The organism is Pseudanabaena sp. PCC 6802 (assembly GCF_000332175.1).
Classification (GTDB): Bacteria; Cyanobacteriota; Cyanobacteriia; order Pseudanabaenales; family Pseudanabaenaceae; genus PCC-6802.
On sequence record NZ_KB235914.1, the window covers coordinates 1,993,829 to 2,016,116 of the forward strand.

Below are 22,288 nucleotides of genomic sequence, written 5' to 3' on the forward strand. Positions count from 1 at the left end.
CAATTATCTTCCGTAAATTCTCGTGCCTCATGCCCTATGACAATTTGTGCAAAGTCCTGTCCGAGAAATATCCCGATCGCTTTGCCTCCTGGCTATTGGGCGAGGAATATTCTAGTTCTGATATTGAGGTACTCAAAACGGAACTGAGCATCGAACCGATTCGCCCTGACTCCGTGACGTTACTGCGTACCAAGTCTCAAATTTTGCATTTAGAGTTTCAGGTATTAGTAGCATCCAATCCACCTCTAGCATTGCGCTTTCTAGATTATTGGGTAAGGTTGTATCGTCAGTATCGCCTGCCGATTATCCAAATCGTCATCCTGTTAAAGCCCACCGAGCAAGTGGTAGATGACACTTTTGCGGTTGGTACAACTCGCCATTCCTTCCAAGTCATTAAGATGTGGGAGCAAGATCCTTTACCGCTTTTGCAAGATGAGGCATTGCTACCTTTAGCAGTTTTAGCTGCTACGACTATGCCTGCTCAACTCCTCAAACAGGTTGATTCGGCTATTAGTAATATAGAAGAAGCTGACCGTAGAAAAGATGTGGCGGCATGTGCCAAGATTATGGCTGGGCTAAGATATAAAAAGACGCTGATTGAAGGGTTATTCAGGGAGCAAATGATGCGTGAATCTGTTATTTATCAGGAAATCTTACAAGAAGGCAGACAAGAAGGCAGACAAGAAGGGCGGCAAGTAGGCTTGCAAGAAGGGCGACAAGTAGGCTTGCAGGAAGAGGCTAGAGCACTTGTATTACGTCAGTTAACCAGAAAAATTGGCGTACTTGATGCACAAGTAGCTGATCGCATCTCTACTCTAGGTATTGGACGGTTAGAGGACTTAGCTGAGGCACTCCTGGAGTTCGATCGCCCCTCAGATTTAGATAATTGGCTGCGATCGCTTTCTTAAGCCGTATGCAATTACGAATGGTTTGGCTTACCAGGCAGTCTTGGCGTGACTGCCGGCGGTGACTACCTCGCGCACCTTGAGGTCGCAACTCTGCCACACCTTATCGTCGAGCGCAGTTTGCTCGATCAGGCTGGCTAGACGTAAAGTTTGCAAAGCCTGAACCCCACCAACAGATGGTTGCTGGCCGCCGCGCACGCAGGCAACAAAATGCTCTAACTCGGCGTTGAGCGGCTCGATATTGCTGGTGTAGACTTTCTCGATAAAGCCATCCTGGCGATAAAGCACCTGACCGTAGGCTGCCATATAGTCGGCAGTTGTTTGGCGGTGAATTAAAATTTCGTTGTTGAGAAAGTCGGACTCAGTTAGAGAATTTTTGCAATGGGCGACGATGCGTCTTTGCTTGCGGTGCGTGACTTTACTAGCAGTCAGCGTTGCAATTACACCGCTATCAAAGCCAACTGTAGCAGTGACGTAGTCTAAGTAGCCCGAGTCGGAAACTAGATTGCCGTGGGCGCTCAGGCGTACTACCTGACCTGGTACCAGTTCCAGTAACAGGTCGATGTCGTGAATCATGAGGTCAAACACCACGGACACGTCGTTAGCCCGTTGAGAATAGGGACTGAGACGATGCGCCTCGATCGCCAGTAACTGCTCGTGTTGCAGTACTTTACTCAGTTCTTGGAAAGCGGGGTTAAAGCGCTCGATGTGTCCTACTTGCAGGATGCAGTTGGATTCGGCAGCGGTATTTACCAGCGATTCTGCTTCGGCTATCGTGGCGGCGATCGGCTTTTCAATCAGGACATGCACGCCTGCCCGCAAGCAGGTCATGCCAACATCGTAATGCAATCGCGTGGGTACGGCTATACAAACCGCGTCCACTAAGGGCAAAAGCTCGTGATAGTCTTCAAAATACTTAATGCGGAGCTTACTGGCAGTATCGAGACCGCGATCGACATTAACGTCAGAGACACCAACCAGTTCGACATCTTTAAGCAAACTCAGAACCCTGGCATGGTGTTGACCCATATTACCAACACCAATCACTCCCACCCGAAGGAGCTCAAGTTGACTACGATTGGGGTTCATATTCCTCACACGCTGAATCCTTCAAGATCCTAGCATAATTACCCATGGTCATCTGCGATAAATTCCTCAACTAGCCTGCCATTGAATTAGCCTGTATTGCGCATACCTGCCGCGATGCCGTTAACGGTTAACAGGGCACCCCGCAGCAGTTCGCCTCTAGAGTAACGATAGCGCAAATTAATCGAATCAGTACCATATTGACGCAGTCGCTTGACCAGGGAGGCTTGAATAAAGCCCAGAGGCACGATCGAGCCATTGCGTAACTGTACGGAGCGTTGCAAGTCCGGATCGCCATCGAGCAAATGGTGGTGGTTGGTAATTTGCAGTACTACCCTGCTGGTGCGGTGGTATTCATCAGCGATTTGGGCAAATAGGCGATCGGATGTTTCCCTAAACGATGGCTCCGTTAACTCCCGTACGTAGTGATGGGCAATTTGCAGGTCGGTCTTGGCAAGTGTCATCTCGACGCGAGAGATGGCGGTTTTAAAGAAGGGCCACTTGGCATAGAAAAATTGGAGGAGCGTCAGATTCCCTTCCGGATTTTCATTCAGGAAATCTTCTAGAGCTGTACCAACGCCATACCAGGACGGCAACAGGAAGCGACTTTGCGTCCAGCCAAACACCCAGGGAATGGCTCTGAGGCTACCGAGGTCGCGCTTGCCACCTCGTCGTGCCGGACGGGAGCTAATGCGTAACTGGCTGATTTCTTCAATCGGCGTGACCTGGTGGAAGAAGTCAGCAAATTGCGGCTGTTCGTAGATGAGCTGACGGTAAACTTCGCGCGATCGCGTTGCCAGCCCCTCTACAGTTTCGATCCAACAGTTGACTGTATCGGTGGCATTGGGTAGTAGTGCCGACTGTATCACCGCAGTGGCGATCGTTTCCAGGTTGTACAGGGCAATTTCGGGCAAAGAATACTTAGATGCCAGTACTTCACCTTGCTCGGTAATCTTAATGCGACCGTGCATGCTTCGCCCTGGCTGCGCCACGATCGCTTCGTAGGTAGGCCCGCCACCGCGACCGACCGATCCGCCACGACCGTGGAATATTCGCAATTCCAGACCATATTCTTCAGCTTTTGCCTGTAATGCTTGCTGGGCTTTGTAAATCTCCCAATTACTGCTCAAGAAGCCCGAATCTTTATTGCTATCTGAGTAACCCAACATAATTTCTTGCAGGTGATTGTGACTGGTCAGATAGCAGCGATATAGGGGTAGTTCTGCGAGTTCTTGCAAGACTGTGGGAGCGCGTTTTAAGTCTTCTACGGTTTCAAACAGAGGCACGACAAACAACGTGCCCATCCCCGTAGCCGGATCGTACAAGCCCGCCTCTTTTGCCAGCAGCAGTACCTCTAGCATGTCGCTGACGCTGTGGTTCATGCTAATGATGTAGGTTTGACAGATATCTGGCGAGAACTCCTTTTGGAGTTTGGACAACATGCGAAAAGTCTCGATTGTCTCGTTAGTTTTCTCCGAAAAAGACAAGTGCGTTGGAATAATGGGACGGCGGGTTTGCAGTTCTCTTGCCAGCCACTGCACGCGAACTTCCTCAGACATATCGTGGTAGGAGACGGGCAGTAGTTTGAGATAGTCGGCGATTTCCGCGATCGCCTCGCAATGGCGACCGCTTTCCTGGCGAATATCCAGATGTGCCAAATGAAATCCATATACTTCCACTTGACAGATCAGATCGCGCACTGCCTTACATTTCAAGTTCGTACTGCTGAGGCTATGCTCGATCAGTTTTAACTCTGTAAGGAAGTCCGCTGGCGATTGATAGAAGGACATGCAACTCCAGTTACACTGGGGCACGGATGCGGCGTGTTCGGCAATCTGCCAATTGGTAGAACGCAATTGGTTGTTGCGCTCCAGCGTATTTTCGAGGCGCTTGAGAATGTAGGCGAGTTTGAGGCGATAGGGTTCCTGGCGAAACTTGATGGAGTTAGCTTCGTACACCTCCGGCATCTCTGCTTGATCTCGACCCAGGGAATCGAGTAAATCCTGCGATACATCAGTCAAGCTTTGAGACGGAGACAGCAACCCGCTGAGACGCTTGATGGATTTAATGTATTTCCCTAAAACCAGACTGCGCTGATAGCAAGCGGTTTGCCAGGTGATGTCTGGAGTGACTGAGGGATTGCCATCGCGATCGGCTCCGACCCAGGATCCAAAGCGGCAGAAGTTATGACGTGGAGGTGCGATCTTAGGGAAGACTTCTTTGAGCGACTGCTCCAGCCGTGCGTACAGGATGGGAATAGCATCAAATAAAACTTCTTGAAAGTAGTGCAGCGTATAGTCTGCTTCATCGAGTACGGTGGGCTTCGACTGGTTAAGTTCGTCGGTGTACCACCACAGACGCAGTTCTTCTTGCATTTGCTGTTGCAAAGCCTCTGCTTCCCAAACGTTCGCTCCGCTAAATGTTAATGCTTCATTGTCGTCTGAGGCAGGATCGGCTAAGCGATCTAGTTGACGTAGCAATTGTGCCAAACTCCGTTGCTTTTCCCGAATCGTGTGCCGAACGATTTCGGTGGGGTGGGCTGTAAATACTAGTTCGATGTCCAGGTTGTCGATCAGCCTCTGCACGTAGCGGGGCGGCACATTTTGCTGCTTTAGTTTGGGGAAGAGCCAGCGAAATGTCCCTACTGGGGAACTGGCTTCCCCATTAATCGTATCGACGCGGTGTTGTTGCCTTTCCTCTTGTTCGTGCTGCTGCTCGACGATATTAATTAACTGGAAATACATGGCAAAGGCTCGCGCTGCCGTAATTGCCTCGGGTAGGTCCAGGCTCTCGACTACTTTTAAAACTTCTTGCGCTGGGTATTCCGGTGCTTGCCCCTCGGGCGAACACATGGCTCGCAATTGGCGGAGCAAGTCCACTAATTCCTGCCCGCATTCCTGGCATAACACTGACTCCAGTAAATCCTCGACGAGTTTGCGGTTGCGGTGCAATCGCGAATTAGCTACGCGGAGATCGCTGGCTCTGTTGACAATCTTCATCAATGATTCTGAGAGTGAAGCAGCAGGTGAACTCATTAAGGGATCTCCGAATTTTTATGTAGCAAACTGCATGTAGCTGTACCGGGTGCAGATCTAATCCTAACTGTTTCTACCATACAAGGCTAGCTCATAGCCATTTTTACCCCAAGAGCTTAATTTTTGTGTCGATCGATAGCGATCGCTTGCGCAACACAACCATAAGCTCGCCCAAAAGCCCTGCAGTTAATTGCAGGCTAAGAGTATAGTGCCTGGCGACTGGAAGTCGCGGCTACACAAACAAAGCCTGCCTGCGCAGGCTCTGAGCAAAGACGTTTGCAAACCAGGATTTGGTATAAGCCCTAACAACTCTTATACTCAGGTCGTAAGCAACAAACTTGTTTTACCGAATCATGAAACTTTCCGAACTAGCTAGCCGCCTGAGCGGGTGCCAGCTTGACGCAGGCGATCGCGATCCTGAAATTACTGGCGTGGCAGCGCTCGATCGCGCCCAGCCTGGCGAATTAACTTTTTTAAGCTCGACCAAATATTTACCTCTGCTCCAGTCCACCCAAGCCAGTGCCGCCATATTGGATCTGCAAACGCCCTGCGACTTGCCCTGCCTCCGTACTAGCAACCCCCGCCTGGTCTTTGCCCATGCGATCGCCCTGTTTTACCAACCACCTCAAGTCCCCATCGGCATTCACCCCACCGCCATTATCGGACAGGACGTACAACTCGGTAAGGATGTGGCGATCGCGGCAGGAGTTGTGATTGGCGATCGGGTACATTTGGGCGGTCGCGCGACAATTTTCCCCAATACCACGATCTACAACGACGTTAAGCTGGGCGACAACACGACTATTCATGCCAACTGCGTCATCCGCGAACACAGTCAAATTGGCTCTAGCTGCATCATTCACCCCAATACGGTAATTGGTGGCGATGGGTTTGGCTACGAAATTCAAGATAACGGCACCTGGTTTAAAATTCCCCAATCTGGCTGCGTCGTAGTTGCCGACAACGTAGAAATCGGTTGTCTGAGCGCCATCGATCGCCCCTCGGTAGGTACGACCGAAATTGCTACGGGCACCAAAATCGACAATCTCGTCCAAATCGGACACGGCTCTAAGGTTGGCCCTCACTGCATTTTAGTCTCTCAGGTCGGTTTAGCCGGAGGCGTAAATTTGGGGCATCATGTCGTCTTAGCCGGACAAGTTGGCATTGCCGACCATGCTGACATTGGCGACGGTGCGGTTTTAGGAGCTAAGTCTGGCGTAGTCAGCTACGTCGAACCAGGCACGAGGATGATGGGCTATCCCGTCGTGCCGGAAAAAGACTGGAAGCGGATAGTAGTAGCAGAGCGGCAACTGCCAGAGATGTTGCACAAGCTGCGCAAGCTGGAAAAGCGCATCGCCGAGCTAGAAGGGAAGGCAGGAGTAATTACCAACGAATAAAAAAATAGTCCCCCTTTACATTTTTCTGTATAAATACCTGAAATGGGGTGTTATCCTGCAATTTTCTGTATAAATACCTGAAATGGGGTGTTATCCTGCAATTTTCTGTATAATACTTAGTTATGGTGTGCGTATTATCACCGTTCGGTAACGTGCCAGTCGTTATATAAACCGTTGCTCCAACAGTCTAATCATGATTGAAGTAAAAATAGATATTCAAACTCCTCCAGAACAATTACGTCAATTAGCTATGGAGCAAGGTTATGATATTCGTTCACCCATAGCACAGCATCCAAACACGCCGCCCGATGTACTTATTATTTTTGAAGCACTGAATCCTCAAACTCCTCCAGAACAGCTATGTCAATTAGCTCAACATCAGGGTCTGGAAATTCGTTCGATCGCGGCTCAAAATCCTAGTACGCCTCTAGACGTGCTACCGTACCTAGCAAACGATCGAGAAGCAGAGGTGCGATATGCAGTAGCAGTTAATCGCCATACCCCCAGCAGCGTGTTGGGCGAACTAGCTAACGATCGCGCGTGGATTGTCCGTTTCGGAGTCGCTCAAAACCCTAATACTTGTGGTGAGGTATTAGCTAGATTGGCTATTGATGGCGATCGGGATAGAGATGCCGTGCTGAATATTAATCCGTTTAGCAGTCAATTAATTTCTTTCTTGCCTCATAAAATAATTTCAGAAATGAGGAAATGCGCAGTTGATTATATACCCGGTAAGAATGCCGAACGCGCTAGCGTGCAGTATGCAGTTGCTGCCAATCCTAATACATCAGCCGATACATTAGCTGAGTTAGTGGGGTCTTGGGATGTTAGTTGCCGTACAGCCGTTGCTGCCCATCCAAATACAAGAAGTAACTTACTGGCTCGATTAGCAGATGACAAAGATGAAAAAGTGCGCGAGGCAGTTGCAGGAAATCAAAACACCCCTAGTGAGATTTTAGTTAAGTTAGCGGCGGATAAGACTTGTCTGGTTTGTCAGGTGGCATTGCTCTTTAATCCCAGCGCGCCATTCGAGTCCTTGTGCCAGCTATATAAAGAAGGTGCCACTGAGTTGTCCTTGCGAAATCCCAACACGCCTATTGAGGTATTTATGGAATTATCAGCACATCAGGATCCAAAAAATCGTTCCGCTGTTGCTTTATCTCCGTACGCACCAATCGAAATTTTGGCTAAACTAGCAGACGATCCTGATGCCTTTGTTCGTGCTGATGTTGCTAGTAATCCAAAGACAACAAGCCATGTATTAGATCGATTAAGCGACGATAAGCATCACCCCAGTCGAATTAACTCTCTTCAAAATCCGAATATAGCTGTTAATACATTAGTGAGGCTGTCAACTGATAAAGATCCTGTCGTGCGTTACTGGGTTGCTAAAAACTTTAAAACGCCTATTGATGTACTTGCTAAGTTAATATTTGATGAAAGCGATAGCGTATGCGATGCCGCTCGTTCTAATCTGGGGCAAGACTTTTATTGTAAAATTCCTAATAAAAAGCGTGATGAAATGAGATTATTTTATTAAATTATATGAATTTCTCCCACTAAGGCTCCTTAGTGCACAGTTTGCCATATGCTCACTGCAACCAACGCACAGCGATCGCTCTGGCTTAGATTCAAAGTTGATCCTGCGCCGGTGAGTTTGAGTACGTTATGCGGATCTTCAGAAAACCAGCTAGAGGCGGAATAATAGTAGAGCCTCACTAAATACTGGAGGAGATGAATGTTGATGTTGAAAGATTATATAGAGATGATAACAGGGGAGAAATGTGGAAATTCCTCTCGCGAAGAAATTTATGATATTTTAGATCGATCTCCATACGATTTTTACTTGTCTACCGAAGCTTATGAAATGTATCAATGTCTTAGCGGTGGAGCTTTGGAATTTGACAGGTTTTATCTCAGCCCCTTTTTCTACATTTGTTCACTTCAAGAAGCAATCAGTACATACATAAGACTTCATGAACTTGTTGAAAGCTTAGATCGGCATCTATTCCCTATCGTCCCCATAAATGAAGATTTACGTGGTATTCATACCATATTTATCACTGGATATGAACAACTGCAAGAAGTATCATCAGTCATGAGGTGGCATGAAGTTGATGGATTTGTAGAAGAATCTCCAAGTCTTACTGTTTTCATAGAAAAGTGGATGCAAAATCTTTCCCGTAGTTCTTAATTCTTAATACCCATGTCTACGCCAGCTTCAGATTACAACCATCTACATAATTTACTAGCAGCACAACAGTGGAAGGAAGCTGATGATGAAACTGCCAGGATTATGCTGAAAATTGCACAAAGAGAGGCGGAAGGTTGGTTAGATTATGAGTCTATCGCCAAATTTCCCTGCGACGACCTCAACACGATAGATCGCCTTTGGATGCAGTATTCAAACAATCGATTTGGTATCAGCATATGGAAAGATATCTGGTTGCATTTCGGCAGCAAAGTTGCTCATGACGTGGAACGTCGTATCGGTGAAATTGTTGGTTGGCACGAAGGTGGTTGGAAATTTGGAGATAAGATAAACTTTAGCTTATCTGCTCCTATAGGACATCTCCCAAATCTATTTTCTGCGAAAACAGGAATTTTATTGAGAATACTGGGATGTACAGAAATGATGCACTCTGCGCTTGCGTGGAGATTTGCAAACTGCTTATTGACAGAGCCAAGACAAGAACAACCTCTTGATATTGTCCAGACCCAAACTGATGTGAAATATGAAGAGAAAGGAACGACTTTAAATATATACGTTGCTCACCAAGAACCACTTACTTCAGAAAATTCGTTAGAGGCAGCTTATCGTAAAGCGTTACTTCTGCTGAGGACTAGACAGTATTTAGAAGCACTGGAAATTTTTGAAGCAATTTTACAGATTTATCCAAATTTCGTTGATGCTCATCGAGATATGGGGCTAGCACTCGGTAGTCTTGGCAGGCATGAGGCAGCATTAAATGCTTTTGAAACAGCTTTACAGCTAGATCCAACCTTTGAATCGGCATATTTTTATAAAGAGTCTGCACTCTACAACCTTGGGCGTTTAGAAGAAGCACTGCATTCTTACGAGACATTACTCAAACTCAAGCCACAATCTACTTTGGGTTATTTTCGTAAGGGAGTAGTCCTTTACCAACTTAGACGCTATGAAGAAGCCTTACCCTCATTGGAGCAGTCACTATATTTCGATCCAAACAATGCTGAGGCTCATCGACTTAGAGGAGCAATGCTTGACGATCTACAACGGCACGATGAGGCGTTATTTTGTTTGAATGAGGCATTGCGATTAGATCCAAATTCTGCTTCAGTCCATCACAGTAGAGGGGCTGTTTTGGACAATCTTGGACGACACGAAGAAGCATTGCATTCAATAGACCTCTTGCAAATTAGCCAACTGAGGAGCCTTGAGAGCGTTCAAAATTGTAGAGACCAGCAATTAGATTGCAACGCAAACCAAAGCGGTGACGACGATTGCGATAGCGTCCAGATAAGATGCGGAAGATCTTCAAGCGGCGATTAACATGCTCAATGCCAACCCGTTGGCGCGCAAGTTGGCGGTTGAACGCTTTCTGCTCAGGCGTAAGCTGACCACCTTTCGGTTTCTTGTGGGGTAAGCGGCAGTAGAGATGCAGTTTCTGGATGCCTTGATAACCCTTGTCCTGCAAACTCTCGGTTTGAGGATGGAAATGGATGCCAGAAGCTTTGAACAGCTTGAAATCATGCCGTCGCCCCTTGCCGAAAAACGTACAGATAATCTGCCCAGTAAGAGCGTCAATTATGAGTTGACATTTGAGCGTGTGCCCTTTCTGTTTGCCGCTATAAAAGGCACGTTGGTGCCGCTTAGGACGCTCAATGCGAGTTTCAGTCACATCAACGATCGCGACTGTAGGTATCCCAAAGCCCCGCACCAACTGGCGCTTCCCAGGTAGTCGAAAGCGACGTGAGCGGATTAAAGTCTCCTCTACCCAATGCACTATTCGACAAACTGTAGACTCGCTGATGCCCCAACTAGTGGCGATGTGAAAGTAGGTGCGATATTCCCGCCAATACTCGAAGGCAACCAATATGCGGTCTTCTAGTCCGAGTTTAGGCTTGGCTCCAGGTGTTGGCGTTGCTCGCCACTCTGGTTTAAGCATTTTCACAATTGCTTTGAACGTATTAGTCTCGATACCAAATCGACGCTTAAAGTGTGCAGCAGGTAGGGTTTGCGCTATTATATAGTTCATCATCAGGACGCTTTTTCGTTATTGCTATGTCCTGATATTTTCCTATCTTGGGGTTCTTTGGCAACTCAACCTCAACCTAATCTGCAAGAGGTCTAATAGAAGAAGCTCTACAATTAAACCCAAATCATGCGGGAGCCATCCAAAGCAGGAAAATTGTGCTTGAAAAGCTTGGACGGCATCAATGACAAAAATTTCCTTTACTGTTACTACAAAAATTACTGCGTAACAATACTATGTATAAATGTTTAACTGCTAAACAGTTACAAGAATTAGCTTCCAAAAATCCCTATTTGGTTGCTTGTCATCCTTATACTCCTCCAGAAATTTTGCGACGACTCACACAAAAGTATGCCAAGGAGGTGGAAGATATTCGCATAGATTCAATGGGTCATGAATATTTTGTGGATGTTCCTAATCCCGACTACCATCCATTCATTCTCAAAACAATCACTGAAAACCCAAATACCCCTGTAGATTTGTTACTACAGCTAGGCGCAGATTTTCCTCAACAGATGCTCGATAATCCTACGCTGAATACCTTGAGGCAAGATACCCCACTAGTTGCACGAATGCCTGCTCGCACCATCAATCGGTTGCTGCAACTAGAGCAAGTACCGCCATGGATAACAGAAGAAATATCAAGAAACTGTCAGGTGCGAAAATGGCTGGCAGGAGATTCTAGTACGCCATCAAGCCTCTTAGAAAAGCTTGCTCAGGATACAGATGTGGAAGTTCGTTGCAGCGTAGCAAGCAACCCCAACACACCTTTACATTATTTGGAAGAGCTTGCTCAGGATACAGATCTGAAAGTTCGTTGCAGGGTAGTAGGGAATCACAGTACACCTATACATTATTTGGAAGAGCTTGCTCAGGATACAGATCTGAAAGTTCGTCGCAGCGTAGCATCTGCTCTCAATATTCTGAATATGTCTGTGAACTGTCTAGAAATGCTTGCCCAGGATGCTAATCTAGAAGTTCGTGTTGTTCTAGCAAATAATGAAAATACCCCTGCTAGCTGCTTAGTAATCCTCACTCAGGATGCTGAAGTAGTAGTTCGTCGTAGGGTGGCTGGCAAAAGCAATACACCTGCAAGTTGTCTAGAAATTCTTGCCCAGGATGTCGATGTGGAAGTCCGTTGTTGGGTAGCAAGAAATCGGAACACACCCGTACGCTGTTTAGAAATCTTTGCTCAGGATGCAGACGTTTCTATACGTAGCAGTGTTGCATGGAACAGCAATACACCTATTAGCTCGTTAGAAATTCTCGCTCAGGATGCTGATGCAGAGGTTCGTAGTAATGTGGCACGACATGAGAACTTACCAATAAACCACCTAGAAATGCTTGCTAAAGATACTAATGTAGCAGTTCGCCGCAGCGCCGCATTTAGATCCGGAAAGCCCACGCACATCTATGAAATGCTTATTCAGGATAAGGACGAAGAAGTTTGCTGGAAAGCGGAAATTAGTGAAATGTCACCTGGATGCTTTATGTAAAAATGTTGGCTGTTAAAATGATTATATTTTAGTCACCTATGAGATTAATTTCTACAACTTTACTCGGTAAGATTCAGGTTTTTAACAATGACATCAAATCCCAACGATAATCTCGATCAACTTCGACAGACGTTACTTGAACGTTATGAAGAGGAAATGCCTTACTATCGTGAGACTGAGGGTTTTGATAGTCAAGTTGAGTGCTGCCAACAAGTTCTGCCTATCTTTCGACAGATTGGCGATCGTGATGGGGAGATAGATACCCTATGCAATCTCGGCTTTGCCTACCTTAGCCTCTACCAATATCAAGAAGCGATTGAGTCCTATCAATCCGTTCTACCAATCTTGCGACAGATGAACAACCAAGAAGAAGAGGCAAATGTGCTCGGCAACCTAGGTGATACCTACCGTAGCCTTGGTGAATATCAGCAAGCAATAGAGTTTTACCAGCAAGCCCTACCGATCTTTAGGCAAATAGGAAGCTGTTCGGAAGAGTTAAAAGCATTGAAGAATCAGGCTTTTCGGAAAGAAGCACTGACACTAGTACATTTGGGCAGTATTCACCTCACTCTAAACCAATTTGAGCAGGCAATTGAGTATTATCAGCAAGCATTGCCTATCTTTCAGCAAGTTCGTAACTTTGAAATTGAGCCAACTGCCCTAGTTGGGATAGCTAGTACCTGTGAAAACCTCAGCCAATTTGAGCAGGCAATTGAATATTATCAAAAAGCTCTGAATTGCTATCAATTGTATGGTAGTTCTCTAGAAAAGGCAAACACGCTGAACAGTTTGGGAAATGTTTACAACTGTCTCAGCCAGTATTCACAGGCAATTAAATCTTACCAGCAAGCTCTACACCTCTACAGACAAATTAATAGTCCTCAATTAACTGAGTGCATCGTGCTGAGCAAGTTGGGTAGAATAATGGTTCAGCAAGATCAGATTGAAGACGCTTTGCAACATTTTTCTGAATCAGTTGCAATGTGGAAATCGTTTCAGACCGATCAGGGTGATTTAGCACATACCGCGCACCTGTCACCTGTGGATGAAATCGTTAATGACGATTATCAATTGCATGTCTCCCTGTTTCAACAGCTCGGTTTATTTACGCCCCGAACAATGTTAATGGATGAAATCGCTGATGACTATAGCTTGTATGCCAACTTGTTGGAACAGCGAGGAGAATCCGTAAAAGCACAGCAGGTTTTGAATCTGCTCAACTTACCCTAGAGATTTGGATTTGAACTGGTGAAGCCCTTACCAATATCAAAGCACATAACTGTTGATTTACGAGGTGATGTTTCTAATTCTAGGCGTAGAATTACAGGCAATGTTGTAACTCCTGGTTGTTCTACATTTGATGTTGTGAAGCGGGAACGGTAAATCATTTAGATTGAACCGTAAGCTAGTCTGACGGCGGGAACCTAGTGTTGCTCTTCTCCCGACTATAGCATTTTTCAATTGAGAACGGGTTTTATTGATGGGGTAAAGGGGTGGAACCCCTTCTTGGGGGCATTGCCCCCAAACCCCCTACTTGTTCCGATCTGAAAACCGCTATAGCACTAGCGAAAAGCGCAATCCCACTCAAGGCTTTGACTGTGAACGCGATCGCCCAAGTTAAATATAGAAGGGCAATGACTGAAACAAGGTCAATCCTATGACAATTCGACAACCCCGCTACAGCAAAGAGGAATTTGCTCGTCGTGGCGATGAGATCTATGAATCTAAGGTGCGTCCCCAAGTCGAGCAAGGTAATCATGGCAAGATTGTCGCGATCGATATCGAAACTGGAGATTTTGAGGTTGATGTGCGTGAAATAGCTGCTTGCGATCGCCTCGAAACCCGTTACCCAGACGCTCAAATCTGGATTGTCCGCATTGGTTCTCGCCATATTCGTCGATTCGGCTGACGCACGAAGAGAACCGCATGATTACCGGAATCGTCAACGAGGACTTTGAACCAATTATTCCACTTTCAGTTTGTGGCTCCGATGGCAAAATTTACACACAAAATGCGATCGTCGATACAGGCTCAGCAAAGTAAGCACGGTCTAACTAGCCCGTTGCCCAACGACCGTATTGAGTTTCTTCATTGAGTTCAAGAGTTTACCAGCGGCGGGTAAAGCGGAACGTTATGAAGAGCATATAGCGATTTTCACTTGATAACGGGTTGTATTTTCGGGGTGAAGGAGTTCCACCTCTTCTTGGGGGCAACGCCCCCAAACCCCCTTCTTGCTTTCACCTGAAAACCTGCTACAACAGACTCTGGGGCTAGAGTAAGGTAAAATGGAGGGACGATGCAGGGGTCGTGCCTCCGTGCCTGCTCCTACATACCTGCCCTCACTACCAATCAATCCAGACTATTTAATTGGAATACCTTCCACAATTGAAACCACAGAATTTGTGGGGATAACTCTAGTAAGCTTAAATCCTGCCGCCGCAAGCAGTTGTTGATATTCTACTTCTGTGCGCTCTTTACCTCCCGGACACATCACGAGCATGTTGATGTCCAGTAGCTTCCCAACAGATGGCGAGTTACCAGGTGGAATCACGGCTTCAATTACTAGTAATTTGCTATTTTCTGTCATTGCTTGGTGGCAAGTCTTGAGAATAGCAATGGAGCGTTCGTCATCCCAATCGTGGATTATGTGTTTGAACAGATAAGCATCTGCCTCAGTTGGTACTGATTCAAAGAAACTCCCCGATACCAATTGACAGCGATCGCTAACTGGATGTTGTGCGATCTGAGTTTTTGCCCGCGCAATTACATCCGACAGGTCGAATAAAGTGCCTTCTAGATTAGGATTTGCTTGCAAAATGGTCGTTATTAGACTGCCATGCCCACCAGCAACATCTACGATATGACGCATAGCCGAAAAATCGTATGCTGCGACTACAGCATCGTTTTCAACGCTGGAAAAGCTAGTCATCGCACGGTCAAAAATAGCTGCGGGTACGGGATTTTGGCTGAAATACTGAAAGGCATTCATCAGATAGAGATCCTCAAATGCGCTCTTACCAGTCATCAGACTATGCATGATATTTCCCCAACTGCTGTAGTGTTCCGGATCTCCCATCATGATTGACACGTCGCGTAGAGAGCCGGGGATATCGCTGCGCAGAAACTCTGCTAAGGGAGTGAGGGTAAACCAACCTGGCTTAGTTTCGGCAAAAATGCCTACGCTTGCGAGTGCTCTTAGCAGGCGAAATAGGGCTTGGGAATTGACTTTCGTTGCATCTGCCAATTCCTCACAAGATCTAGCCCCCGTTGTTAAGAGATCGGCAATGCCTAATTTCGCGGCGGCATAAATCGATTGCGCTACCCAATAACCCGTTATCATTTGCAGCATTGCCATTTGTGGAGGCAATTCTTGCGCCTGGGAAACTTCAGCTACCGTGTCAGAAGCAGCATGTGTTGCTAGTTGCATATTTAAAGTTCAGTTTGCGTTCTAAAGTGTGCGATCTGGAATACGTCAGCCAGGTTGGAATGGATTCATCTCGGGCTCAATCAAATAAATCTGCTTCTTGCAAAGTTTTGCCCATTCGATCCTTAGCAGATAGTAGGGGGTAGGTGTCGATCGGCCAGGCGATCGCTAGTTGAGGGTCGTTCCAAATAATGCAGCGATCGCCATCTGGGGCATAGTAGTTAGTGGTTTTGTAAAGAAATTCCGCATATTCAGATAGAACTAGGAATCCGTGGGCAAAGCCTTCGGGAATCCATAACATGCGCTTGTCATCGGCATTCAAATTAATTCCCACTGACTTCCCAAATGTGGGAGAACTGCGCCGAATATCCACTGCCACATCAAATACTTCTCCCACCACGACTCGCACCAGTTTGCCCTGTGGTTTTGTAATCTGGTAGTGCAAGCCGCGCAATACTCCTTTAGCGGAACGGGAATGGTTGTCCTGCACGAAATTAGCTGCGATTCCAGTTTTATCTGTAAAGACTTGCTGGTTGTAGCTTTCATAGAAAAAGCCTCGTGCGTCGCCAAATACATTAGGCTCCAAAATTAATACGTCGGGAATATCGGTTGTAATTACTTTCATAAATTTAGTCTAATCGTTCCCCTCTAGAGCATTTAATAGTCCGTAAGATCGCTGGCGCTTTCATGGGCGACGCGGTGTAAATATTCACCATAGCTGCTTTTTGCCATCGGTGCGGCTAATTCTAATAGCTGCGATCGCGTAATGTAACCCTCGCTGTAGGCAATTTCCTCGATGCAGGCTACTTTTAAGCCCTGCCGCTGTTCTAGGGTTTGAATAAATGTAGCGGCTTGATGCAGCGATTCGTGGGTACCTGTATCCAACCATGCATAACCGCGCCCTAGAATTTCCACCTTCAGATGACCTTCACGCAAGTAAGCTAAGTTCAAATCGGTAATTTCCAACTCATTTCGCGCCGATGGTTTTAGTTGCGATGCTTTTTCCACCACTTGCGCGTCGTAAAAATATATCCCCGGCACGGCGTAGTTAGACTTGGGTTGTTTGGGTTTTTCCTCCAGGCTGATGGCAATGCCATCGCGATCGAATTCAATTACGCCATATCTCTGTGGATCGGTGACGCGATAGCCAAATACCAGTCCGCCGGATTTTAGCTGAGCGGCAGAGCGCAATACATCCTTAAACCCATGCCCGTAGAAAATATTGTCGCCCAAAACTAGACAGACAGGATCGCTGCCGATGAAATCCTTGCCTAAAATAAATGCCTGAGCTAAGCCATCGGGACTGGGTTGGGCAGTATAACTAAACTTTAGCCCCCATTGACTGCCATCCTGGAGTAGAGTTTGAAACAGCGGTAAATCGTTGGGGGTAGAGATAATCAGAATGTCGCGGATGCCTGCCAACATTAAAACTGACAGGGGATAGTAGATCATTGGCTTATCATAGACAGGCATGAGTTGCTTGCTCAGCGCCCGCGTAATTGGATACAGGCGAGTGCCGGAGCCGCCCGCGAGAATAATGCCCTTCATCTAAAAAATTAAGTTACTTATTAATTTATTGATGCAATTTTATCGTTCGATCGCCTTATTTTATCGGTTTTTGCGAGAGTGTTCAGATTTTTGTGTAAATTGAGTCCTGAAGTACGTATTTACGCTGTTTCAGAGGCTCGATACACAAAATTCCGATCGCACCCGTTTTTGCAAGCATAGCGATCGTCAAAATTATAGCTATAGCCAATAGGCTTAGGACGAGGTGCAGGGGTGGAACCCCTGCGTGGGGGCACAGCCCCCACACCCACTGTCCTAACAGATCTGTCTACGGCTGGCTATATATAGTAGAAGTCGTAGGGGTAGTGCCCCCTTGCCTACCCCTAGATATCGGGGCGATCGGGATTGGATTGCCCCTACCACAATAAATGGATTTTTCACGTTAGAGCAGAATCAGGAGGATTGGGGGCACCGCCATCCAGAAGCTGCCCTAAATGGGTTGAGGTGCGGCCATGAGAATAAACTTCTCCATCAGCCTGGGGAGAATGCGATGGGCGATCGCGGCCAGATATCCCTGCCAATCGACATAGATCTCTGGAGACTCCGTTGCCAAACCTTTAACCAAAGCTCTAGCGACTTGCTCTGGTGTAGTGCGATTCACCCAGCGGAACAGTTGCATTTCTCTCACCATATCCGTATCGGTTAGCGATGGCAGCAATGCCAGGACGCGCACGTTATGACGTGCTAGCTCGCCACGCAGTGCTTGAGTCAAACCTAAGATGGCAAACTTGGTCGCAGAATAGGTAGACATAGTCGGTGCCGCTAGTTTTCCCATGAGACTAGAGACGTTGACAATTACACCATTGCGATGGCTCGCCATGCGCTTCGCGATTGTGTGGGTCACGGTATATAAACCGACCAGATTCACGCCAATCTCTTCTCTCACCTTTTTGGGATGGGATTGCAGAAAAGGTGACTGATGAGCGATCCCAGCGCAGTTGACGAGCAGGTGAATTGGCCCGTAGTCTCGCCAAGCTTGCGAGATCGCAATGCTGAGATTTTCAACTTCAGTCAGGTCGGCAACAATCGGGACTGCCCGTACTCCATATACTTGAATTTGGCTGGCGACCTCCTCTAAAGCTTGGGGATTGCGAGCCAAGATCAATATGCAGCTTGCACCCTGGCGGGCTAGTTCGAGCGCGATCGCTTTACCAATTCCCCTCGATGCTCCTGTCACTAGAGCAGTTTTGTTCGTTACTTTCATGTTGTCTCTCCTTCATTCTAGGAGTCACTTTTAGTGCTTCTTTGATGCTTGAGCAGAAATTTTCTTAGCAAACAGCAGACATCTATCTGGATGTCATAGTTGTTTCGCATCTGAAATTGCAGGCTTATTCTATCCACTAACTATTAAGACCTTCAGAAGATCTTCTAAGTTAATTTTGAGCCTGCAGAGATTCGGACTCGATCTAGATTAGAGAGCATTCAAATCAGCGTTATAGCCCTGCGCAATCTGGTTGGATATAGGTCGTAGGCGAACATTCCCCTCGCAGAGGTAGAATTTCTGTACCCTGCCCTAACCCAACTTCGCAGTGCTATAAAAATAGAATTAAAATCAGAATTGAAGATTTTAAACCGAGATATCGCTTTGCATTATTGTCTGCCACATTTTCACTTAAGAGACATTCAAGCGTGGCGATCGCAAAACAACTAATCTAAGTTCAGAGTCCGAACCTATGCAGAAATCGCAAATAACCCGCAAATTGTGTTTTCGTGCATGTGCCAAACTCCTTTTAGAGATTATGCATACCTGGCAGTAGTACCAGGACAAGTTCAACTTAGCAAGGGGATCGATATGTCACAATACTCCTAAAGGCATATCTCTTAACATAACGCAAACTTTCTTAATACTTAAGATAGATTTCCCTTGAAATTCCCTCTGCCCTTGTCATCCAAAGGGCATAAGGGAACATTTTTTACCCCTACTGCTGTCGATCTAGCATCTGATTCTGCTTGTACCATGTTGCGACCATAATCATCAGCGCTAAGGCTCCACTGGAAGCAACCAGAGGTAGAACGCTATAACCCTCTGCCGCCTGCATCCCAGAGTGACCGATCCAGACAAATGGAGCTAGTCCTACGGGGGTGCCCAAAATAGTCCCAATAAAATAGTCGCGCTTGCTAATCTGACTCAGCCCTCCGGCAACGCTGACCACCCCATAAGGGGCAATAGGTAAGAACCGCATGGCAAAAGCGTAGGGAATTCCACCGGATTTGAGGTGAAGATTTATGTGATTCAAGGTCGGACTGCCAGAATTGCCAACACAACTCTTACCAAGGCACCGAGAAATTGTGAAGGCGATGGCGGCTGAGGTAATGGCAGCGATCGAAGTAATAGCTAAACCCCAAACCCCACCAAAAATTGCCCCTCCAGCAATATTAAAAGCGGTCGAGGGTAAAACCAGGAGTGTAGCTGCGACGTAGGCAGCAATAAATACTAGGTAGCCCCACATGCCAGTCTGGTGCACTAGTTCGCTGATATGTTGTAGTTGCACCAAATTAGTAAAAAGCAGACCGCCAGTTACTATGCCAAGAAGTGTAAGAGCTAGGGGTATCCAAACTGATTTATGTTTGAGGTGTTGGGTTACGTGCATGTGGATTTTGCTCTTTAGGCCGAATCTAGTCAAAATACTGAAGTTGGCACAAGTATACCCAGGATGCACATTTAAATTAACGGCAGTTCAAGAAGAAATAAGAATCCCGATAAAAAACCTATAAAAAATGAACTGTTCGGTCTTCTTGTATTAAGCTAAACCTATAGCAGTAACCGATCTGGTTTGAGATGGAGATGTGGAGGCAACGCCCCACGCAGGCATTTTACCTCCTGCAAGCCGTACTAACTAATTCTGTCATTGCTATATCCTGTGGCTGAAAGAATGAGGATGGGCATATGTCGGAATCACTATTTGCAGAAGCAAGGCAAAGGCTAGATTTAGCCTTAAAGCATGTCAAGATTTCTGAGGATGCGGTCGAGCAACTCAAGTATCCTAAGGCCAGTTTGCAGGTTTCGGTACCTGTGCGGATGGATGACGGTTCCTTGCAAGTATTTCAAGGCTACCGGGTGCGCTACGACAATACCAGAGGCCCCACCAAGGGTGGCATTAGATACCATCCCAACGTCTCGATGGATGAAGTGCAATCCCTCGCTTTTTGGATGACATTTAAGTGTGCCGTGCTGGATTTACCCTTTGGCGGTGCCAAGGGCGGCATTACCATCGATCCCAAGCAGCTATCGAAGTTTGAGTTAGAACGTCTCAGTCGCGGCTACATCGATGCGATCGCCGACTTCATCGGGCCTGATGTTGACATTCCCGCCCCCGATGTCCAAACCAACCAAATCATCATGGGCTGGATGATGGATCAGTACAGTATTATCCAGCGCAAAATCACGCCCGCCGTGATTACGGGTAAGCCGCTGACTATGGGTGGCAGCACCGGGCGCGAGACAGCGACGGGTATGGGTGCGTATTTCGCGATCGAAACAATTATGCCCAAGTTCCAAGCTGTACGGGAGAGCACGACCGTGGCCGTGCAGGGATTTGGTAACGTGGGTGCGGTGGTGGCGGATCTCCTGTGCCAGGCTGGTTATAGGGTTGTGGCAGTCAGCGATTCCAAAGGCGGGATCTATGCCAAACAGGGATTGGATATCCCTAGTATCCGCAGTTACAAGAACTCTACGCGCGATTTCCGAGCCGTTTACTGTGAAGGTACGGTTTGTAATATCGTCGAGCATGAAATAATTACCAACGAGCAATTACTGGCTCTGGACGTGGATATTCTGATCCCAGGTGCTTTAGAAAATCAAATTACTGAAAATAATGCCCATAACATTCGGGCTAAATACATATTTGAGATTGCTAATGGCCCGGTCACGCCCGCTGCCGATCGCATTTTAGAGGACAAAGGAATTCGCGTATTTCCCGATATCTTAGTTAATGCTGGTGGTGTCACGGTCAGTTATTTTGAGTGGGTGCAAAACCGCAGCGGTCTCTACTGGTCGTTGGATGAGGTCAACAGCCGACTCAAACACAAAATGGTGGAGGAGACGGAAAGAATTTGGGCGATCGCCGAGCGAGAATCCATCTCCATGCGCACCGCCGCCTACGTTCACGCCCTGAATCGCATCGGCGAAGCGATCGATGCCAAGGGCACAAGGGATTATTACATCAGCCAGTAAATCTCAAGATTATTGCGCGCTACGCGCGATCGCTATCAGGATTTAGGCTCGAATCAAAAGCACTCGACATAGAATTCTAGATTTCTAGACTCCTCACACATGTCGAGTGCAATTCAATTGCTATTAACTTTAATTCGAGCTAGTTATTCGATCTAGTTCTCGTAGATTACTCTGGAGTTGAACCCTTGCGATCGCATCTTGGAGTTCAGTGCTTCAGCATAACTGCGCTTGTTAAAGCCTTGCACTTCGATATATTGCCCCAGACGAGAAGAACTGAGCTTAGCTGATGGAACTACGCCTCTGGACTTCGTCAACACTTCCTCGGAAGAAGTAGGAATAATCACGTAGTAGCGCTTCACCGATTCTGCCAGTGCGGCTAGATCTTGATTGACCTGCTGAAGCCCTTGCTGCAAAGTCCTCACATCGGCGGCAACCGCAGCTAATTCTTCTTTACTTGCCTTTTGCTCGATTTTGGCGGAAAGCAATTCGTTTACCTTATCCAGGCAACTGCTCAAACCAGCCGCAAATTCGTAACGGGTCAAGGCTCGCTGTCCGCGATACGTGGCATCAGGGTAGCCAGCAATGCAACCGTAGCGTTCGACCAGTGCTTGCAGGGCGGGATACGCCCAATCTGTGGAGCGGACATCTTTAAGCTGTGAGGTTGAGGTCGTATTTTGCGGCACGTTCTGCGTCTCTGTCTGTGCAATTGATACAGTAGGAAAAGATGCTGCCGCGATCGCTACACTCAGAATAATTTGAACAGGGGTTGGTTTTTGAAGTTTAGACATCATAATTTTGAAGTTTAGATATCACGTGTACGGGGAAATTCAGTTACAAATTTTGCAAAAGCCACCCTTTACCTTCTAAATCTTAAGTCCTGGAGACGAATCCCTCATGGATATCGAGCGTTCGATCTCGATTATACATGCACTCTATAAAATTTACTTTAACCCAGTTGCAAAACAGAATT

17 protein-coding genes and 1 pseudogene are annotated in these 22,288 nt (G+C 46.8%); 9 read left to right on the forward strand and 9 right to left on the reverse strand.

Translation table 11 applies throughout. The annotated features are described in order from the left end of the window. The first annotated feature begins 29 nt into the window (after positions 1 to 29). Complete coding sequence (locus PSE6802_RS0114360) at positions 30 to 908, forward strand: DUF4351 domain-containing protein (RefSeq protein ID WP_019500755.1); 879 nt, start codon at positions 30 to 32, stop codon at positions 906 to 908. A 27-nt stretch (positions 909 to 935) separates the two neighbouring features. Here PSE6802_RS0114360 and PSE6802_RS0114365 read toward each other — a convergent pair whose 3' ends face one another. Together PSE6802_RS0114365 and ppc are read right to left on the reverse strand one after the other, a co-directional pair. Next, positions 936 to 1,994, reverse strand: a complete 1,059-nt coding sequence (locus tag PSE6802_RS0114365) for a Gfo/Idh/MocA family protein (protein ID WP_019500756.1) — start codon at positions 1,992 to 1,994, stop codon at positions 936 to 938. 86 nt (positions 1,995 to 2,080) lie between these two features. Continuing rightward, positions 2,081 to 5,026 carry a phosphoenolpyruvate carboxylase gene (ppc, locus tag PSE6802_RS0114370; RefSeq protein ID WP_019500757.1) on the reverse strand — a complete coding sequence of 982 codons (2,946 nt, stop codon included), beginning with the start codon at positions 5,024 to 5,026 and terminating at the stop codon, positions 2,081 to 2,083. Between the two features lie 353 nt (positions 5,027 to 5,379). Between ppc and lpxD the strand changes: the two genes are divergently transcribed. The 4 genes and pseudogenes from lpxD to PSE6802_RS31125 all read left to right on the forward strand — a co-directional run. Continuing rightward, positions 5,380 to 6,423 (forward strand): UDP-3-O-(3-hydroxymyristoyl)glucosamine N-acyltransferase, encoded by a 1,044-nt coding sequence (lpxD, locus tag PSE6802_RS0114375; protein ID WP_019500758.1) that lies wholly within the window; start codon positions 5,380 to 5,382, stop codon positions 6,421 to 6,423. A gap of 193 nt (positions 6,424 to 6,616) precedes the next feature. Further along, the gene (locus tag PSE6802_RS0114380) at positions 6,617 to 7,963 is read left to right on the forward strand and encodes a HEAT repeat domain-containing protein (protein ID WP_019500759.1); all 1,347 of its coding nucleotides are present in this window, start codon (positions 6,617 to 6,619) and stop codon (positions 7,961 to 7,963) included. A 201-nt stretch (positions 7,964 to 8,164) separates the two neighbouring features. Next, positions 8,165 to 8,617, forward strand: coding sequence for a hypothetical protein (locus tag PSE6802_RS0114385; protein ID WP_225902677.1), 453 nt, complete (start codon positions 8,165 to 8,167; stop codon positions 8,615 to 8,617). A 12-nt stretch (positions 8,618 to 8,629) separates the two neighbouring features. Further along, positions 8,630 to 9,787, forward strand: a pseudogene (locus tag PSE6802_RS31125) (GUN4 domain-containing protein); the annotation flags it as partial. A 34-nt stretch (positions 9,788 to 9,821) separates the two neighbouring features. Here PSE6802_RS31125 and PSE6802_RS34835 read toward each other — a convergent pair. After that, positions 9,822 to 10,661, reverse strand: coding sequence for an IS5 family transposase (locus tag PSE6802_RS34835; RefSeq protein ID WP_071592298.1), 840 nt, complete (start codon positions 10,659 to 10,661; stop codon positions 9,822 to 9,824). Between the two features lie 233 nt (positions 10,662 to 10,894). Between PSE6802_RS34835 and PSE6802_RS29020 the strand changes: the two genes are divergently transcribed. The 3 genes from PSE6802_RS29020 (at position 10,895) to PSE6802_RS0114410 (ending at position 14,063) form a co-directional block, all read left to right on the forward strand. Further along, positions 10,895 to 12,154, forward strand: coding sequence for a HEAT repeat domain-containing protein (locus PSE6802_RS29020; protein ID WP_019500763.1), 1,260 nt, complete (start codon positions 10,895 to 10,897; stop codon positions 12,152 to 12,154). Between the two features lie 87 nt (positions 12,155 to 12,241). Next, positions 12,242 to 13,384, forward strand: a complete 1,143-nt coding sequence (locus tag PSE6802_RS0114405; RefSeq protein WP_019500764.1) for a tetratricopeptide repeat protein — start codon at positions 12,242 to 12,244, stop codon at positions 13,382 to 13,384. A 427-nt stretch (positions 13,385 to 13,811) separates the two neighbouring features. Further along, positions 13,812 to 14,063, forward strand: a complete 252-nt coding sequence (locus PSE6802_RS0114410; protein WP_019500765.1) for a hypothetical protein — start codon at positions 13,812 to 13,814, stop codon at positions 14,061 to 14,063. A 450-nt stretch (positions 14,064 to 14,513) separates the two neighbouring features. Here the strand turns inward: PSE6802_RS0114410 and PSE6802_RS0114415 are convergent, their stop codons facing one another. The 5 genes from PSE6802_RS0114415 to PSE6802_RS0114435 all read right to left on the reverse strand — a co-directional run bounded on the left by PSE6802_RS0114415 (position 14,514) and on the right by PSE6802_RS0114435 (position 19,735). Beyond that, on the reverse strand, positions 14,514 to 15,581 hold the full coding sequence (locus PSE6802_RS0114415) for a methyltransferase (protein WP_019500766.1): 1,068 nt from the start codon (positions 15,579 to 15,581) through the stop codon (positions 14,514 to 14,516). Positions 15,582 to 15,657: 76 nt separating this feature from the next. After that, positions 15,658 to 16,203 (reverse strand): dTDP-4-dehydrorhamnose 3,5-epimerase, encoded by a 546-nt coding sequence (gene rfbC / locus PSE6802_RS0114420; protein ID WP_019500767.1) that lies wholly within the window; start codon positions 16,201 to 16,203, stop codon positions 15,658 to 15,660. 32 nt (positions 16,204 to 16,235) lie between these two features. Then, the gene (gene rfbA, locus PSE6802_RS0114425) at positions 16,236 to 17,126 is read right to left on the reverse strand and encodes a glucose-1-phosphate thymidylyltransferase RfbA (protein WP_019500768.1); all 891 of its coding nucleotides are present in this window, start codon (positions 17,124 to 17,126) and stop codon (positions 16,236 to 16,238) included. A gap of 448 nt (positions 17,127 to 17,574) precedes the next feature. After that, entirely contained in the window at positions 17,575 to 18,348 is a 774-nt protein-coding gene (locus PSE6802_RS0114430) for an SDR family NAD(P)-dependent oxidoreductase (RefSeq protein WP_019500769.1), read from the reverse strand. Between the two features lie 715 nt (positions 18,349 to 19,063). Further along, positions 19,064 to 19,735: a TVP38/TMEM64 family protein gene (locus tag PSE6802_RS0114435; RefSeq protein ID WP_019500770.1), complete on the reverse strand. Its 672-nt coding sequence runs from the start codon at positions 19,733 to 19,735 to the stop codon at positions 19,064 to 19,066. A 296-nt stretch (positions 19,736 to 20,031) separates the two neighbouring features. Between PSE6802_RS0114435 and PSE6802_RS0114440 the strand changes: the two genes are divergently transcribed. Then, the gene (locus tag PSE6802_RS0114440; protein ID WP_019500771.1) at positions 20,032 to 21,318 is read left to right on the forward strand and encodes a Glu/Leu/Phe/Val family dehydrogenase; all 1,287 of its coding nucleotides are present in this window, start codon (positions 20,032 to 20,034) and stop codon (positions 21,316 to 21,318) included. 152 nt (positions 21,319 to 21,470) lie between these two features. On the opposite strand, the gene PSE6802_RS34840 is transcribed toward PSE6802_RS0114440, so the two are convergent. Then, positions 21,471 to 22,109 carry an iron uptake porin gene (locus tag PSE6802_RS34840; protein ID WP_412973434.1) on the reverse strand — a complete coding sequence of 213 codons (639 nt, stop codon included), beginning with the start codon at positions 22,107 to 22,109 and terminating at the stop codon, positions 21,471 to 21,473. Positions 22,110 to 22,288: the final 179 nt, after the last annotated feature.

Bases quoted from the DNA above. Each gene is read 5' to 3' on its own strand.
- PSE6802_RS0114380 (WP_019500759.1), top strand. From the start codon at position 6,617: ATGATTGAAGTAAAAATAGATATTCAAACTCCTCCAGAACAATTACGT.
- PSE6802_RS0114365 (WP_019500756.1), bottom strand. From the start codon at position 1,994: ATGAACCCCAATCGTAGTCAACTTGAGCTCCTTCGGGTGGGAGTGATT.
- PSE6802_RS0114430 (WP_019500769.1), bottom strand. From the start codon at position 18,348: ATGAAAGTAACGAACAAAACTGCTCTAGTGACAGGAGCATCGAGGGGA.
- PSE6802_RS34835 (WP_071592298.1), bottom strand. From the start codon at position 10,661: ATGAACTATATAATAGCGCAAACCCTACCTGCTGCACACTTTAAGCGT.
- PSE6802_RS34840 (WP_412973434.1), bottom strand. From the start codon at position 22,109: ATGATGTCTAAACTTCAAAAACCAACCCCTGTTCAAATTATTCTGAGT.
- PSE6802_RS29020 (WP_019500763.1), top strand. From the start codon at position 10,895: ATGTATAAATGTTTAACTGCTAAACAGTTACAAGAATTAGCTTCCAAA.
- rfbC (WP_019500767.1), bottom strand. From the start codon at position 16,203: ATGAAAGTAATTACAACCGATATTCCCGACGTATTAATTTTGGAGCCT.
- PSE6802_RS0114435 (WP_019500770.1), bottom strand. From the start codon at position 19,735: ATGCACGTAACCCAACACCTCAAACATAAATCAGTTTGGATACCCCTA.
- ppc (WP_019500757.1), bottom strand. From the start codon at position 5,026: ATGAGTTCACCTGCTGCTTCACTCTCAGAATCATTGATGAAGATTGTC.
- lpxD (WP_019500758.1), top strand. From the start codon at position 5,380: ATGAAACTTTCCGAACTAGCTAGCCGCCTGAGCGGGTGCCAGCTTGAC.
- PSE6802_RS0114415 (WP_019500766.1), bottom strand. From the start codon at position 15,581: ATGCAACTAGCAACACATGCTGCTTCTGACACGGTAGCTGAAGTTTCC.
- rfbA (WP_019500768.1), bottom strand. From the start codon at position 17,126: ATGAAGGGCATTATTCTCGCGGGCGGCTCCGGCACTCGCCTGTATCCA.
- PSE6802_RS0114410 (WP_019500765.1), top strand. From the start codon at position 13,812: ATGACAATTCGACAACCCCGCTACAGCAAAGAGGAATTTGCTCGTCGT.
- PSE6802_RS0114360 (WP_019500755.1), top strand. From the start codon at position 30: ATGCCCTATGACAATTTGTGCAAAGTCCTGTCCGAGAAATATCCCGAT.
- PSE6802_RS0114440 (WP_019500771.1), top strand. From the start codon at position 20,032: ATGTCGGAATCACTATTTGCAGAAGCAAGGCAAAGGCTAGATTTAGCC.
- PSE6802_RS0114405 (WP_019500764.1), top strand. From the start codon at position 12,242: ATGACATCAAATCCCAACGATAATCTCGATCAACTTCGACAGACGTTA.